This window comes from Terrabacter sp. FW104-15G4B (assembly GCF_058790095.1).
The window spans coordinates 87,677-103,166 of record NZ_JBYTCI010000009.1 but is presented as its reverse complement, the minus strand read 5'-3'; the positions used below and the strand labels follow the sequence as shown (position 1 = coordinate 103,166).

At 70.0% G+C, this 15,490-nt stretch carries 15 protein-coding genes and 1 pseudogene; 10 read left to right on the top strand and 6 right to left on the bottom strand.

Translation table 11 applies throughout. From position 1 onward, the window contains the following. Window positions 1-118 precede the first annotated feature (118 nt). A complete protein-coding gene (locus AC3WRT_RS09670) occupies window positions 119-1,186 on the bottom strand; it encodes a Gfo/Idh/MocA family protein (RefSeq protein WP_492721290.1) in 1,068 nt (355 codons plus the stop codon). A gap of 36 nt (window positions 1,187-1,222) precedes the next feature. Between AC3WRT_RS09670 and lipB the strand changes: the two genes are divergently transcribed. The 5 genes from lipB to AC3WRT_RS09645 all read left to right on the top strand — a co-directional run bounded on the left by lipB (window position 1,223) and on the right by AC3WRT_RS09645 (window position 5,901). Continuing rightward, a complete protein-coding gene (lipB, locus tag AC3WRT_RS09665; protein WP_492721288.1) occupies window positions 1,223-1,894 on the top strand; it encodes a lipoyl(octanoyl) transferase LipB in 672 nt (223 codons plus the stop codon). Window positions 1,895-1,988: 94 nt separating this feature from the next. Then, the gene (locus AC3WRT_RS09660) at window positions 1,989-2,951 is read left to right on the top strand and encodes an ATP-binding cassette domain-containing protein (protein WP_492721285.1); all 963 of its coding nucleotides are present in this window, start codon (window positions 1,989-1,991) and stop codon (window positions 2,949-2,951) included. Next, the gene (locus AC3WRT_RS09655) at window positions 2,948-3,997 is read left to right on the top strand and encodes an ABC transporter permease subunit (protein WP_492721284.1); all 1,050 of its coding nucleotides are present in this window, start codon (window positions 2,948-2,950) and stop codon (window positions 3,995-3,997) included. Before AC3WRT_RS09660 ends, AC3WRT_RS09655 begins: the two co-directional genes overlap by 4 nt. 138 nt (window positions 3,998-4,135) lie before the next feature. Further along, a complete protein-coding gene (gene lipA / locus AC3WRT_RS09650; protein ID WP_492721282.1) occupies window positions 4,136-5,161 on the top strand; it encodes a lipoyl synthase in 1,026 nt (341 codons plus the stop codon). Between the two features lie 5 nt (window positions 5,162-5,166). Then, window positions 5,167-5,901, top strand: coding sequence for a DUF4191 domain-containing protein (locus tag AC3WRT_RS09645; RefSeq protein WP_492721279.1), 735 nt, complete (start codon window positions 5,167-5,169; stop codon window positions 5,899-5,901). A gap of 159 nt (window positions 5,902-6,060) precedes the next feature. Here AC3WRT_RS09645 and AC3WRT_RS09640 read toward each other — a convergent pair whose 3' ends face one another. Then, window positions 6,061-6,546, bottom strand: coding sequence for an RDD family protein (locus AC3WRT_RS09640; RefSeq protein WP_492721277.1), 486 nt, complete (start codon window positions 6,544-6,546; stop codon window positions 6,061-6,063). Window positions 6,547-6,741: 195 nt separating this feature from the next. On the opposite strand from AC3WRT_RS09640, the gene glnA reads away from it, so the two are divergent. From glnA to AC3WRT_RS09625, 3 genes are all read left to right on the top strand, one after another. Further along, complete coding sequence (gene glnA, locus AC3WRT_RS09635; protein ID WP_492721275.1) at window positions 6,742-8,166, top strand: type I glutamate--ammonia ligase; 1,425 nt, start codon at window positions 6,742-6,744, stop codon at window positions 8,164-8,166. 365 nt (window positions 8,167-8,531) lie between these two features. Then, complete coding sequence (locus tag AC3WRT_RS09630; RefSeq protein ID WP_492721273.1) at window positions 8,532-8,951, top strand: hypothetical protein; 420 nt, start codon at window positions 8,532-8,534, stop codon at window positions 8,949-8,951. A gap of 35 nt (window positions 8,952-8,986) precedes the next feature. Continuing rightward, window positions 8,987-9,640, top strand: a complete 654-nt coding sequence (locus tag AC3WRT_RS09625) for a vWA domain-containing protein (RefSeq protein WP_492721271.1) — start codon at window positions 8,987-8,989, stop codon at window positions 9,638-9,640. A 647-nt stretch (window positions 9,641-10,287) separates the two neighbouring features. Here the strand turns inward: AC3WRT_RS09625 and AC3WRT_RS09620 are convergent. Further along, window positions 10,288-10,962: a methanogen output domain 1-containing protein gene (locus tag AC3WRT_RS09620; protein WP_492721269.1), complete on the bottom strand. Its 675-nt coding sequence runs from the start codon at window positions 10,960-10,962 to the stop codon at window positions 10,288-10,290. Window positions 10,963-11,151: 189 nt separating this feature from the next. Continuing rightward, window positions 11,152-11,319, bottom strand: coding sequence for a hypothetical protein (locus tag AC3WRT_RS09615; RefSeq protein WP_492721267.1), 168 nt, complete (start codon window positions 11,317-11,319; stop codon window positions 11,152-11,154). 219 nt (window positions 11,320-11,538) lie between these two features. Here AC3WRT_RS09615 and AC3WRT_RS09610 point away from each other — a divergent pair, with 219 nt between their 5' ends. Next, a complete protein-coding gene (locus tag AC3WRT_RS09610; RefSeq protein ID WP_492721265.1) occupies window positions 11,539-11,970 on the top strand; it encodes an SRPBCC family protein in 432 nt (143 codons plus the stop codon). Window positions 11,971-12,133: 163 nt separating this feature from the next. Then, window positions 12,134-13,190: pseudogene (locus tag AC3WRT_RS09605) on the top strand (IS3 family transposase); the annotation flags it as partial. 23 nt (window positions 13,191-13,213) lie between these two features. On the opposite strand, the gene AC3WRT_RS09600 reads toward AC3WRT_RS09605, so the two are convergent. Together AC3WRT_RS09600 and AC3WRT_RS09595 are read right to left on the bottom strand one after the other, a co-directional pair. Further along, complete coding sequence (locus AC3WRT_RS09600) at window positions 13,214-14,008, bottom strand: response regulator (protein WP_492721263.1); 795 nt, start codon at window positions 14,006-14,008, stop codon at window positions 13,214-13,216. Then, on the bottom strand, window positions 14,005-15,468 hold the full coding sequence (locus tag AC3WRT_RS09595) for a sensor histidine kinase (RefSeq protein ID WP_492721260.1): 1,464 nt from the start codon (window positions 15,466-15,468) through the stop codon (window positions 14,005-14,007). Before AC3WRT_RS09595 ends, AC3WRT_RS09600 begins: the two co-directional genes overlap by 4 nt. Window positions 15,469-15,490 lie beyond the last annotated feature (22 nt).

The window sequence follows — 15,490 nt, the reverse complement described above, 5'->3', positions numbered from 1 at the left end:
AAACAGCGGCCGGGCGTCGGGCGGGCGCATCATCCACAGGCTCGCCACGACGCCACCGGCGGCGGCACCCGCGCCGCACACGGCATACGCCATCGGGGGCTGCCCGCGCGAGGACGGCTCAGGGAGTCTGTCCGGGGGTCACGACGTCGACGACCCGGCCGTCGCGGGCACTGATGCGCGCGGCGTCGATCACGGCCAGGACGTGCACGGCGTCACGAGGGTCGACGGGCATGGTCGTCTGGGGGTCGGTCGACACGAGCGCCGCGGCCACGGCCCGGTAGAAGTTCGCCTGGTCGGCGTCGGTCACGACGGGCCCCGGCTCACGCTCGTCTCCACGCACGAGCCAGCCGACGGCGTCGCCCTCGTTCTCGAACTCGGTGAAGGCACTGACGTCATCGAACTGGCGTCCGATGACGTAGGACCCCGCCGAACCGTTCAGGCGGGCCCGGGGCCCGGGTGCGCCGTTGACCGAGCTCGACATCACGTGGCTCAGGACGCCCGAGGTGTGGCGGCAGGCGAGGAACGTGTCGTCCTCGGCGACGGTCGTGCGGGCATCGACCTCGGCGTAGACCGACTCCACCTCACCGTGCAGCAGCACGGCCTGGTCGACGAGATGGGTCTGGAGGTCGAGCAGCAGACCGCCGCCCTCGGTGGCCGGCACCTTCTCGCGCCAGCGCTGCTTCGGCACGGGACGCCAACGGTCCCAGCGGTACTCGGCCCGCCAGATCTCCCCGACGAGCCCCTTGTCACGGACGAACCGCAGGGCCGCCAGCTCCGGGTCGAAGCGACGGTTGTTGAAGACCGTGAGCGGCACGCCACGGTGCGCCGCCAGGTCGAGGACCTCGAGGGCGCGGCTGGCATCGACGGCGAGCGGCTTGTCCACGACCAGCGCGATACCCGCCTCGATGACGCTCTTGGCCTGATCGGCATGCACCCCGCTCGGCGAGGCGAGGACAACGAGGTCCAGGCCCTCGACTCCGAGGAGCGCCTCGAGGTCGGGGACGACCTCGGCGTCCGGCACGTCGGACCGCACCTCGTCGGCACGCGTCGCGTTCGACGTCGAGACCGCCGCCAGGGTGAGCCCTGCCCGCACGATGAGCGGGGCGTGGATGCCGCGTCCTGCGGAGCCGTAACCGACGAGCCCCACGCGCAGCGGGGTGGACGAGGACGGCTCGGTGGGAGGCATTCCGGCATCGTATGCCGCCCGGCGTAGGGTGGCCGCATGCGCTTCGTCCACCTCGGCCTCGACCCCGACTTCGTGGACTACGAGCAGGCCTGGCAGGTGCAGCGCGACACCCACGCGAAGGTCGTCGCCGGGGAGGAGCCCGACACGGTGTACCTCCTCGAGCACCGCGCCGTCTACACCGCCGGCAAGCGCACCGAGCCCCACGAGCGTCCCAGCGACGGCACGCCGGTCATCGACGTCGACCGCGGCGGCAAGATCACCTGGCACGGCCCGGGGCAGATCACCGGCTACCCGATCGTCCGCCTCCCCGCGCCGATCGACGTCGTCGGCTACGTGCGGCACATCGAGGAGATGATGATCCGCGTCTGCGCCGACTTCGGGGTCGAGGCGGGGCGCGTCGAGGGCGAGAGCGGCACGTGGATCGCTGCCGACGACCGCGGTCCTCGTCGCAAGATCGGGGCGATCGGCATCCGGGTCAGCCGGCAGGTGGCGATGCACGGCTTCGCGCTCAACTGCAACCCTGACCTGTCCTGGGGGGAGGTCATCATCCCGTGCGGCATCGTCGGCGCCGGGGTCACGTCGCTCTCCTTCGAGCTCGGGCGCGACGTGCCCGTCACCGAGGTGCTCCCCCACGTGGAGAAGCACCTGGCCGACATCCTGCCGACGCTGCAGCCGAACCGGCGAGCGCTCGCCTTGCCGCAGGGCTGACGCCGCGACACGTCGGCGACCGCCTGTTAGCCCCGCCGCGCGTCCCTCGCGCCCCTAGGGTGTCGACCACCAACCGGTCTACACAGGGGGATCGATGGACGTCGCCGTCCGCACCGTCAACTTGCGCAAGACGTACCTGAGCCGAGGGTCGCGACGCGTCGCGGTCACCGGCCTGTCCATGGCCGTGCCGCTCGGCGGGGTCCATGGCTTCCTCGGCCCCAACGGCTCGGGGAAGACGACGACGATCCGGATGTTGCTCGGGCTCGTCCGGGCCGACTCCGGCACCGCGGAGGTCTTCGGCGAGGCGGTGCCCAAGCGCCTCCCGTCCGTCATCGACCGGGTGGGCGCCATCGTCGAGGCACCGAAGTTCTTCCCCGCTTTCACCGCCCGCCAGAACCTCGTCCTGCTCGCCGGGGCGATCGGCAGCCCGCGCCACCGCGTCGACGAGGTGCTCGAAGCCACGCACCTGTCCGACCGCGGCCGCGACCGGTATGCCGGCTTCTCCCTCGGCATGAAGCAGCGGCTCGCGATCGCGGCCACCCTGCTCAAGGACCCCGACCTGCTGATCTTCGACGAGCCCACCAACGGCTTGGACCCGGCCGGCATCCGCGAGGTGCGCGACACGATGAGATCGCTTGGTTCGCAAGGGAAGACAGTGCTCGTCAGCTCGCACATCCTCGCCGAGGTCGAGCAGGTCGCCGACACCGTCTCGATCATCGGGCACGGTTCCCTCCTGGCCGAGGGCCGTGTCGCCGACATCCTCGGCGGCGCAGGCGTGGCCCAAGTTCGGGTCGGCGTGGCCTCGCCCGACCGTGCCGCGCAGCTGCTGCAGGACGCCGGCTTCTCGGTGAGCCGCGACGCGACGCACCTCGTGGTCGGCACCGAGGACCCTGCCGCCGTCACCCGCTCGCTCGCCGGTCACGGCCTCTACGTGGCCGAGCTCGTGCCGGTGCGCCCTGACCTCGAGTCGGCGTTCCTCGCCCTCACCGCCGACGAGGGTCTGGGCAGCGATGCCGACCGGGCCGCCGGTGGACGCGGGACGGGGGACGCAGCATGAGCCAGACGCTCATCTCCCCCGACTCCCGCCCCCGTGCGGACCGACGGCCTCGCGGCACCAGCTTCGTCGGCCTCGTCGGTGTCGAGCTGCGCCGCCTGTGGTGGCGGCGCCTCACCAAGGCCGCCGTGATCGCCATGGTGCTGTTCACCGGCGCGACCATCTACAACGCCTACAACGAGAGCAACCCGGAGCGCATCGCCCGACAGCTGGACGACTATCGCTCGATTCAGCGGGACGCGCCCCGGATGGTGCAGGAGTGCCGCGACCAGCAGGCCGCCGAGCGTGAGCGCAGCGGCGACCAGACGCTCGACTTCGGGTGCGACCAGCAGGGACAAACGCCCACCCTCGAGCAGATGGGTCTCGCGCTGCCGGTCGCCGACACGATCACGAAGGGCATCGTGAAGATCAGCGCCCTGCTGCTCGCCTTCGTGGCACTGCTCCTCGGCGCGAGCCTGGTCGGGGCTGAGTTCTCGACCGGATCGATGGGCACCTGGCTTACCTTCCAGCCACGCCGGGTGCGGGTCGCCGCCAGCAAGCTGACCGCGGCTGCCGCCGGCGGAGCCGCCGTCGCCGTCGCGGGACTGGTGCTGACCAACCTCGGGGCCCGGATGGTCGCCGTCGTCAACCGGCCCGCCTCGGACCTCGGCCTGCCCGACGCCCCGGCCCTCGACGAGCCCCTGTTCGTCCTCGGACTTCGCGTCGTCGCCCTCTCCCTCGGCGCCGGACTGGTGGGTGCCTCCCTCGGGCTGGTGCTCCGGCACACCGCTGCCATCGTCGGCGCCGTGCTCGGCTTCGCGGTCGTCGTCGAGGGCATTGCCGTGCAGGCCTTCTTCCAGGGCCGGCTCCAGCAGTGGTCGGTGCTCAAGAACGTCGAGGCCTTCATCGACAAGGGCACGACCTACTTCGCGGAGACCTGCACGTCGACGGCGTGCGAGTTCCGGGAGCAGACCCTGACCTACACGCACGGATGGGTCTACCTGCTGGGCGTGCTCGGCCTCGTCGTGCTGGTCGGGGTCGCCGCGTTCCGGCGCCGCGACGTGAGCTGAGCCGCACCGCCACGGCCACGGCCCACGGCCACGGCCACGGCCAACCGACGGCATACCGACGGCATACGCCTGCGTCCAGAGTTGTCGCTCGGTGGGCGTAACCTGTGCGAAGCAGCAAATCCCGACCAAGGAGCCCGTGTGTCTGTCGTTCCCGACGGCCGTCGTCTGCTGCGCGTCGAGGCGCGCAACGCCGAGACCCCCATCGAGCGCAAGCCGTCCTGGATCCGGACGACCGCCAAGATGGGACCCGAGTACACCGCCCTGCACTCGATGGTGAAGTCCGAGGGCCTGCACACGGTGTGCCAGGAGGCCGGCTGCCCCAACATCTTCGAGTGCTGGGAGGACAAGGAGGCCACCTTCCTCATCGGTGGTGACGTCTGCACCCGGCGCTGCGACTTCTGCGACATCGCCACGGGCCGCCCGACCTCCCTCGACCTCGACGAGCCGCGCCGCGTGGCCGAGTCCGTGGCCCAGATGGGTCTGCGCTACTCGACCGTGACCGGCGTCGCGCGCGACGACCAGCCCGACGGCGCCGCCGGGCTCTACGCCGAGACGATCCGCCAGATCCACCTGCTCAACCCCAACACGGGCGTCGAGATCCTCCCGCCCGACTTCGGCGCCAAGCCGGAGCTCGTCAGCCAGGTCTTTGACGCGCGGCCCGAGGTCTTCGCGCACAACCTCGAGACGGTGCCGCGCATCTTCAAGCGCATCCGACCGGCGTTCACGTACGAGAAGTCGCTGCAGGTGCTGACGATGGCCCGCGAGGCCCAGCTCGTCACCAAGAGCAACCTCATCTTGGGCATGGGTGAGACGGACCCCGAGATCGAGGAGGCCATCCGCGACCTGCACGACGCGGGGTGCGACATCCTCACGATCACCCAGTACCTCCGCCCCTCCAAGCTGCACCACCCGATCGACCGGTGGGTCAAGCCGGAGGAGTTCGTGCACTGGTCCGAGGTCGCCGAGGCGATCGGTTTCAAGGGCGTCATGGCCGGTCCGCTCGTCCGCTCGTCCTATCGTGCCGGCCGCCTCTGGGCCACCGCGATGCGCAAGTGGGGACGCGAGATCCCGGCGCACCTGTCGCACCTCGCCGAGGCCGCGGAGTCACCGGCCCGCCAGGAGGCGGCATCGTTGGTGGCGCGCGCCCAGAGCGCCGTATCCTGAGCACCATGGCACGCAACAAGGACGGCGACGCGAGCAGCTCGCCCCAGGACAAGAAGCAGGGACGTGTGTCCCAGATTCGTGACGTCTACCGGATCTCCAAGCAGGCTGACCCGGTCATCGGCTGGTACATGCTGCTGTCGTTCCTCGTCGTCTTCGGGGTGCTGCTCATCGTCGGCTTCCTCGTGAAGCTGCCGTGGATCTTCGGCATCTTCGGCGTGCTCTTCGGCATCCTGGCCGCCACCATCATCATGAGCCGTCGCGCCGAGCGGGCCGCCTACAGCCAGATCGAGGGTCAGGCGGGCGCCGCCGGTGCCGCCCTCACCTCCATCCGTCGGGGCTGGTACACCGACCGCGAGCCCGTCGCCGCCGACGTCGCCCGCCCGGGTGACATCAACTCGGCCGCCATGGTCTACCGCGCGCTCGGGCGCCCCGGCGTAGTCTTGGTCGGCGAGGGCCCGACGAGCCGCGTCCAGAAGCTGCTGGCCGCCGAGAAGAAGCGCGTCGAGCGCGTCGCTCCCGGTGTGCCCGTCACCACCCTGCGCGTGGGGTCCGGCGACAACGAGGTGCCGCTGCCCAAGCTCGCGAGCAAGGTGCAGCGTCTCAAGCCCCAGATCACCAAGGACGAGATGGCGATGGTCAACAAGCGCCTCAAGGCGCTCGGCGGCATGCGCGCTCCCCTGCCGCCCGGCGTCGACCCGATGCGCACCCGCATGGACCGAAAGGCTTTGCGCGGCAAGTGACTCCGAGAGAGCTGTACCTCCGCTACCCCGCGCAGCCCTGACTCGAGAGAGCAGTTGTTCGTCCGCCGCCCTGCGCGGCACTCAGATGGAAAGAGCAGTTCGTCCGTTCGGGCGAACTGCTCTTTCGATCGTAGGACGGACGAACTGCTCCCTCGACCGTCAGCGGGAGCGGACGATGACGGTGTTCGGCACCTTGTCGTGCAGGCCGCGGCCGTCGCGGTCCCAGACCACGGCGGGCAGGAAAAGGCAGAGCAGGACGGTTCGCGAGATCGCCTGAAGCGGCAGGACTCTTCCGCTGCCGACGAGCGAGCGCACCTGGAGCCCCATGATGCGGTGACCGATGGTGAATCCCACCGTGCCCACCAGCAGCAGGTGCATGACCCCGAAGACACCGAGGACGAGGAAGCCCTGCGGGCCCGAGGCGGGCGGCTGGGAGAAGGGCAGCGGGACTCCGAACAGGCCCCGGGCGATCAGCGAGGCAATGGCCCAGTCGATGAGCACACCGACGAGGCGGATGCCGAAGCCGGCGATCGAGCCGGGGCCACGCCGTGGGAGCCCCAGGTCGCGCCCTCGGTACTCCTCGTCGGAGCTCGTTCGCGCCCGCGGGCCTTGCAGCCACGAGCCCATGTCCTTCCGGTCCACCACGGGTCCAGCGTAACGAGATGCCAGCCGGGCTCCTTGCCCGGCCCTGTCCGCCCGTAACACCGGCGAAACATCCGGGTCATGGCCGAGAAATCGGTGGTCGCTAGGGTCAAACCCGACAGCACGAGGCCGTCCCTCGATCCGCGCCGCTCGCAGCTCCGGATCAGGGGACGACCTCGCCCCACATCAGGAGGTTGGATGTTCAGCTCAGCTGACGAGGTCCTCACGTTCATCAAGGACGAGGACGTCAAGTTCGTCGACATTCGGTTCTGCGATCTGCCCGGTGTCATGCAGCACTTCAACGTGCCGGCTGAGTCGGTCGACGAGGACTTCTTCACCGTGGGCCAGATGTTCGACGGGTCATCGATCCGCGGCTTCCAGGCGATCCACGAGTCCGACATGAAGCTCGTGCCCGACCCCGTGACCGCCTTCCTCGACCCGTACCGGGCAGAGAAGACGCTGGTCATGAACTTCTCGATCCTCGACCCCTTCACGGACGAGCGCTACAGCCGCGACCCGCGCAACATCGCGAGCAAGGCCGAGGAGTACCTCAAGTCCACAGGCATCGCCGACACCGCCTACTTCGGCGCCGAGGCGGAGTTCTACGTCTTCGACGACGTGCGCTTCGAGACGAAGTCGAACGCCTCGTACTACTACCTCGACTCCATCGAGGCCGCGTGGAACACCGGGCGTGAGGAGGAGGGCGGCAACAAGGGCTACAAGACCCGCTACAAGGGCGGCTACTTCCCGGTCTCCCCCGTCGACCACTTCGCCGACTTCCGCGACAAGATCTGCCTCGAGCTCAAGGAGGTCGGTCTGAACGTCGAGCGCAGCCACCACGAGGTCGGCACCGCCGGCCAGATGGAGATCAACTACCGCTTCAACACGCTGCTTCACTCCGGCGATGACCTGATGAAGTTCAAGTACGTCGTCAAGAACTCCGCGTGGAGGCAGGGCCACACGGCGACGTTCATGCCGAAGCCGCTCTTCGGTGACAACGGTTCGGGCATGCACACGCACCAGTCGCTGTGGAAGAACGGCGAGCCGCTCTTCTACGACGAGCGCGGCTACGGCGGCCTATCCGACATCGCGCGGTGGTACATCGGTGGCCTGCTCAAGCACGCCCCGTCGCTCCTCGCCTTCACCAACCCGACGGTGAACTCCTACCACCGCCTGGTCCCCGGCTACGAGGCCCCGGTCAACCTCGTCTACTCCGCCCGCAATCGCTCCGCCTGCGTGCGCATCCCGATCACGGGCACGTCGCCCAAGGCCAAGCGGATCGAGTTCCGCGTGCCCGACCCGTCGGCGAACCCGTACCTGTGCTTCGCCGCACAGCTGATGGCGGGCCTCGACGGCATCAAGAACCGCATCGAGCCGCCGGAGCCGGTCGACAAGGACCTCTACGAGCTGCCGCCCGAGGAGCACGCGGCGATCGAGCAGGTCCCTGGCTCGCTGCCCGAGGTGCTCGACGCGCTCGAGGCCGACCACGACTACCTGCTCGAGGGCGACGTCTTCACCCAGGACCTGATCGAGGCGTGGATCGAGTACAAGCGCAAGAACGAGGTGGACCCGATCCGCTTCCGCCCGCACCCGCACGAGTTCGAGATGTACTTCGACATCTGAGCCGCTCGGACTCTTCTCCCGCGATTCCCTTGACGGACAAGCGGTTCGGAACGCGGGCCCCGCACGGGGCCCCCGCCCCGGCCCCCGCGTTTCCCATATGTTTGCCATAGCGGCTCGGAGGCTCCCTCCGCATGTCGGGCTAGACGTCCCAACTCTGCGCGGGAGCTCGGAGGCCCCGACTGCAACGCCTCGCGCCGCTCGGGTGGGAGCGTATGGCCAAAACGGTCCGCCCCGCGATGGCGCGGGGCGTGTCATGGGTCAAACTCAGCTGTCATCGGTCAAACAACGCCCGTCCGACCGCCGGACGCACGATCGGATCGGCTCAACGGTTGCGGGGCCGCAGTTACTGCGCCTATCATGGGTGGATGAGCGACGACGCACGACGGCCCCTGCCGGCAGAGACGGAGCAGGCCCTGCGCACGGCGGTCGACGCCGCGCGCGAGGCGCTCGAGCGTGCCGACGCGTCCCGCCCGCTCGACGCGCTGCCGCTGCTGCGAGCCGCCCAGGAGCACCTGACCTCCGCTGTCGACGAGGCGATGGCGGCGGTCCTCGTGGCCGAGGGCGGCACGATCCGGACCGCCGGCGCCCTGGCCGGCCTGTCGGAGAACGCCGTCGGGCCGCGCCTGGCCCGCACCAGCCTGCTCGGCGCCTACGGCTCCGAGGCCGGACGGGTCACCGCCGCCGGCGTCGAGCGTGCCCGCTACGACCTCGAGGAAGGACGCCACCGGCCCGCGCCCGAGGCGTCGGACCGCCCGGTGCGCTTCCGCGCCCGCCGCAGCACCTGACGACCACCAGCCCAGCCCAGCACGGAGGAGACGCCATGACGAACCCGAACCTCACGCACCTCTACTTCCTGCTCGACCGCAGCGGCTCGATGCAGTCGATCAAGGACGACACCGAAGGCGGCTTCGACGCGTTCATCGCCGAGCAGCGCAGCCAGCCCGGCGAGTGCCGGGTCACCCTGGCGCAGTTCGACGACCAGTACGAGGAGGTCTACCGGGACGTACCGGTGGCGGACGTGCCGCCGCTGCGGCTGTCACCGCGCGGGTCCACGGCGCTGCTCGACTCCATCGGGCGCCTCCTCGGCGAGGCCGGCGCCCGCCTCGCCGCCCTGCCCGAGCCCGAACGTCCGGGCGTCGTCATCGTCGGCATCATGACCGACGGCCACGAGAACTCCTCCCGCGAGCTCACCCACGCCCAGGTCAAGGCGCTGATCGAGCGGCAGACCGCCGAGTACGCGTGGCAGTTCCTCTACATGGGCGCCGATCAGGACGCCATCGAAGTCGGCTCGAGCATCGGCGTCGCCGCCACCAACTCGATGACCTACGGCCGCGGCCACGTCGCCGCCGCCATGGCCGCCACCTCCCGCAACATCGGACTGACCCGCTCGGCCGTCGCCGCGGGCGCCTCCGCCAAGGAAGCGGCCGTCCACCTCGCCTTCGACGACGAGCAGCGTCGATCCGCCACCGAATGACGCGTCGCGGGCCATCACGGAGGCACGCCAAGGCCCTGATCGCCCTCCTCGCGGTCCAGCGGCCTTCGTACGACGTCCTCTACTTCCGCCGGGCGTGCGTGCCGTCGTGGGGTGGCGACTCGCCGCGGCCCCCGTGTGGCTCCGGTCGATCGGCCATCGCAGGCGCCAGTGGGCTGCACCAGCCCTGGCGTCAGCGCGAACCGGGCGCAGGCGATGACGACCATGCCGGCGAGCGCAGTCGGCCAGGTGAGGCGCTCGTGCAGGATGAGGGCGCCTCGGCCGCCACACCCGCACGCACCAGAGCCAAGGTCCCGACCGCGCTGTGATGACCACCACGCGGCCCGCACCAACAACACGCTGCGTTCCTTCAACCGCGCCGTCGCCATGATCGTCGCAGCCGCCGCCGGGAGTATTCGCCGACGCTTGGGGCAACCGGCCTGCGCTGCTTACCGCAGCAGGGGTCTTCGCTCTCGTGGCGGTGGGCTGACAGCTAGTCCATTACGCAAGGTGCGAACAATCGCGTAGCCACCCCGGCAGACTTTGGGTGCGCCATCGACCCCCGCCCTCCGGCCGAGGTGCGCCCACCCAGGCTCGACGATGTGCACATGCCGGCTGCCACGGTGGGTGGGGCTGGGCGGCGCCCAGCGTCACCCGCGGGCGGTAGAGATTGGGGCCAGGTAGTGGTGCGCGAACGGCTCGATCTCAGCCGGCGCTGAGCCGAGGTAGACCACGACACGGCATCCTCTGTCCCCGACGGCGATCCGCTCCTCCAGCAGCACCGACGCTCCGACCGGGGTGTTCCCGGCGGCGATGCCACCGAAAACACTCGAGGTCATCCGGCACAGGGCGGGTGCGCGGCGAACCGTGTCGCCGAAGGGACACCGGGTGTTCTCCAGGACGATCCGCTCGGCGCTCGCCTCGACGACCCGGAAGTCGCCGTCGATGGCCTGCTTCAGCCGCACGTAGCAGCGGCCGAGCTCTTCGGGTGTCAGCCGGCCCGTGATCTCCTCGGCGAGCCGGAACTCCGCCTCCATCTGGCCACCGACGTCGGTGCCCACCTGGGCGACCGCGGTCTCGGCGGCGTCGGGGCCATGCTGCTCCTCGACGGTGCGCGACAGCTGCACGACCAACGCCCGCAGGAACGACTCCTTGCCGAAGCCGCCACCGAGTCGCGCCTCCTGCAGGGCCGGCAGCACACGGCTGCGGCGCCGGGGCGGGTCGATGCTCACCGCACGCCGGCGCGCCACCGGCAGCCGCATCGTGACCACGACCCCGGCATGCTTCCTCAGCGACACCTCCACCTCGGGAGCCAGGGCTTGCATGATGAGCAGCCCCCGGCCGGACTCGGCCTCGAGCTCGACGCCGTCCAGACCCGCACCATCTTCCCTTCCTCCCCACGCGCGGGGTCCCGGACCGGGACGCCTGTCGTCGACGTGAGGCTTGCGGTGTCGAAGCCGGGGCCGATCGAAGACCTGCAGCACCGGCAGCTCGGTGGTCCATGACAACGAGACCTAGACGGGGCCACCCGTGTGCCGCATGGCGTTGCCGAGGGCCTCGGACGCCAGCTTGGCGTCCGCGATAGCGCCGTCGCATCCGGAGGCCCCGTGCCGCGAGAGGCAGGCCGCCAGCTCGCGTCTGAAGTCACTGATCTGGTCGGCGGCCCCGAGGAACCAGTCCATCGGCAAAGCGTGGCCGAGTTGGTCGGCAGGAGCAAGGTTCGTGTCTAGCCCCCTCAAGCCCTGGCGACCGCTGATACGTCCACGAGCACCTCGACCTCGGTGGCGAGCCAGCGCATATGTCTGTGATTCACCGATCATCGAGGGTCACATTCCGCCACGATGAGGGATGCAAGGCGGCGGCGAACCCCCGAGCAGCCACCGCCCCGACGAGAGGACAACATGCCGCAGGCACAGCGCACCGTGACCATCGCCCGCCCGGTCGAGGCCGTGTTCGCCTTCTTCTCGGACCCGGCGAACGACCTGTCGTGGCGGCCCCATGTCAAGAGCATCGCTGCCGAAGGGCCCCCCGCCGTCGGTTCCAGAATCCACCAGGTTGTCGCTGGACCAGCGGGACGCGGCATTCCCGCCGACATCGAGGTCACCGGTTATGAACCACCGAGCCGCTACGCGTTCAAGGTGGTTGCCGGCCCCGCTCGACCCACCGGCGAGTTCCGCTTCGCCGCCACGGCGGCCGGCACCAAGGTGACCTTCTCCCTGGGCACCGAAATCACCGGTCTGAAGAAGGTCTTCCTGTCGGGTCCGGTGCAGAAGTCGATGGATAGTGAGATGGCCGGTCTCGACACTGCGAAGCGACTGCTGGAAGCTCGATAGCCAGCGCCCCACGGAACGGGCTCTCGGCGTCGGCTCGGCGGACTACTGGTCCGCGAAGACCGGCGGAGTAGCCGTCGCGCCACCCAGTTGGCCATGACGGTTCCGCCTGCGGGGAGCGCCCCGCAGGGCTCGGCACCGCAGTCTCGAGCCGGCCACCTGGATGCTGAAACGAGAGAACGCCGAGCCGCGCCGGGCGAACTCGATCCTGAAAGCGGCATCGGCTTTCTTCGGAGCCGAGCTCGACCGGCCCTCCCGCTGATCGTGGAGTGCATCCGCGAGCACGCCGACCACCGCGAGGAGCGCGACAACGGTGGCCTGCGTTGGGGTGTCGAGCCGATCTGCACCGTGCTCAGCGAGCACGGGATGCCGATCGCCCCGTCGACGTACTACGCCCACGTCAACCGTCAGGCGACCGTGCGTGAGCACCGGGATGCGCTGCTGCTCAACAGAACCGCCGGCTCCACGCCAGCAACTACGGCGTGTACGGGGCGCGGAAGGTGTGGCTGGCCTTGAACCGTGAAGGGATTTCCGGGGCCCGGTGCACGGTCGAGCGGCTGATGCGCGAGGACGGCCTGGCTGGTGCGGTGCGGCGCAAGGTCAAGCGCACCACCATCGCCGACCCGGCTGTCCCAGCCGGCCCGCGGGCCCGTGACCTGGTCCGGCGCGACTTCGCCCCGCTCGCTCCCGACCGGCTCTGGGTCCCGGAAATCACCTACGTGTCGACGTGGGCGGGGTGGGTGTACGTCGCGTTCGTCATCGACGCGTTCGCGCGCCGGATCATCGGCTGGCGGTGCGGGTCGAGCATGTCCACCCAGCTGGTCCTGGACGCCCTCGAGCAGGCTATGTGGACCCGGGAACGCGAGGGCCGTTCCCTGGATTCCGTTGTGGCGCATACGGATCGAGGGTCTCAGTACACGGCGATCCGGTACACCGAACGCCTCGCCGAGGCGAACATCGCGGCGTCGGTCGGGTCGATCGGCTCGTCGTACGACAACGCTCTGGCGGGGTCGATCAACGGCCTGTTCAAGACCGAGCTGATCAAACCACGCGGCCCCTGGCGCACCCTCGACGCCGTCGAGTACGCGACCGCCGAGTGGGTCGACTGGTTCAACCACCGCCGGCTCTACGAGTACTGCGGCGACATCTCACCGGCCGACCTCGAGGCCGCCTACTACGCTCAAAACAGGGCCCAGCAGGAGCTGGAGCTCTCAAACCACTGAGTCTCCCGACTCACCGGGGCGGTTCACTCCGGATCGTGACCGAGCCTGAGTGACGGGTTGGACTGTGGCGCATTGGCTGCTGGCCCGTTGGGGTTGGCGACGCGTGCTGGCTCGCCGCGGCCCTCGGGGCGGAATCGATAGCCCATGCCTGGTTCGGTGAGGAGGTGTTGTGGTCGGGTGGGTTCCGGTTCGAGCTTGCGGCGCAGCTGGGTCATGTAGAGCCGAAGGTTCGCGGGTTGGTTGACGTAGGCCGGTCCCCATACCTGGGTGAGCAGTTGCCGTTGCGACATGAGCTTGCCGGGCTGACGTACGAGGACCGCGAGCAGGCTCCACTCCGTGGGCGTCAGGTGCACAGGCTCCTCAGTACCGCCGATCCGCCGTCGAGTGATGACCTTGTCGGCGAGATCCACGGTGATGTCGCCGAATACGATCCGGGCGGCCGGCGTGGTGTCGCCGGAGGGCGATCGCCGGGTGACGGCGCGGATCCGGGCGAGCAGCTCGTCCATGCCGAAGGGCTTGGTCACGTAGTCGTCGGCCCCGGCGTCGAGGGCGGCGACCTTGTCGGGCCCCGCACCACGCCCGGACAACACGATGATGGGGACTTGGCTCCACCCGCGCACGCCGTGTATGACCTCTACGCCGTCCAGGTCGGGCAGCCCGAGATCGAGGATGACGAGGTCGGGTGCGACTGCTGCGACGGTGCGTAGCGCCTCCTCCCCCGACGTGGCGACATGGACCTCATGGTCACGGGCGCGCAGGTTGATCCGAAGGGCCCGGGCCAGTTGTGGGTCGTCGTCGACAACCACGACGCGGGTCACGGCTCGACTCCCGGTGCGATGGGTAGGGCGAGCACCATGGTGAGCCCTCCGTTCGGGGTGTCCCTGGCCTCGAGCGTCCCACCCATGGCCTCGACGAGTCCTCTGGACAGAGCCAGGCCGATGCCCAAGCCCGAGGTGTTGTCCGTGTCGCCGAAGCGCTGGAACGGGGTGAAGATGCGGTCTCGGTCGCGTTCCGCGACCCCTCGACCGTGGTCGACGACGTGCAGCTCGACGCGGTCCCCGGCCTGGCAGCCCGTCAGCTCGGGTGGATCAGCGTCGGCTGGGGCGTGCCGCAGGGCGTTGCCGACGACGTTGACGAGCACGCGTACGACCAGGGCGGCGTCCCCGACGACTGCCGGCAGGTCGTCGGGCAGGTCGATGTCCACCCGGGTCGCGTCAGGGCCCAGCTCGTCGAGCACCGGCGGCACCAGCTCATCGAGCCAGAGCGTCTGGCTCAGCACCGACAGCACTCCCGCCCGAAGGCGCGATAGGTCCAGCAGGTCCGAGACGAGCGAGGCGAGCCGTGACAGCGACTCGTCGGCGGTGGCGAGCAGCTCGTCACGCTCGTCCTCGCTCCAGGTGATGTCCCGGCTGCGCAAGCTGGTGACGGCCGCCGTCGCGGAGGCCAGCGGTGTGCGAAGGTCATGGCCGACGGCGGCCAGCAGCGCGTCCCGGAGCCGCTCGGAAGCCTCCAACCGAGCCGCGAGGGCAGCCGTCCGAGCCAACTCGTCCCGCTCGAGGAGCGCCTGGGCCTGGGCCGCGAAGGCACCCAGGATCGCCCGATCGGAGGGACTCAGAGGGCGGCCGGAGAGGGCGATGACGAGGTCCTCCCCGGCAGGGAGGTGTACGTCGGCCAGACCCGGCTCGCCCGGCGCGTCCGGGCCGCGCGCCTCGACCACCTGCCAGGCCCCCGACGCGGCGGGGTCGCGCCGCAGCAGGCTCGCCGAGGTCATGCCGAAGGCGCGGCGCATGTGCTCGAGCAGCGTGGGCAGTGCGTCCTCCCCGCGCAAGGTCGCCTTGGCGACGTCGGCCAGGGTGCGCGCCTCGGCGGCCGCCCGGGCCGCTGCGGTCGCCGTCGACGCGGCCCGGTCGACGACCGTGCTGACCAGCAGTCCGACCAGCACGAAACCGCCCACCGTCCAGTAGTTGTGCGGCTCGCCGATCTGCAACGTGCGTACGGGCGGGATGAACCAGTAGTTGAGCAACGTCGAGCTCAGCAGCGCGGACACGATCGCGGGCCACAGCCCGCCCACGAGGGCCGTCACGATCACGGCCAGCAGCAGCACCAGCGCGTCCCCGGCGAGCCCGACGGCAGACTTCAGCATCACCAGCAAGGCCGTCAGGGCGACGGGCAGGAGCAGTGCGAGTAGCAACCCGGCAAGACGTCGTCTCAGGGGAAGGCCGGTAGCCGCCGCCATGTCCGGCAGCGTGCCGAGCGGCAACGCTACGTCGTCGGTCACGCCACCCATCCTTGCGCAACCC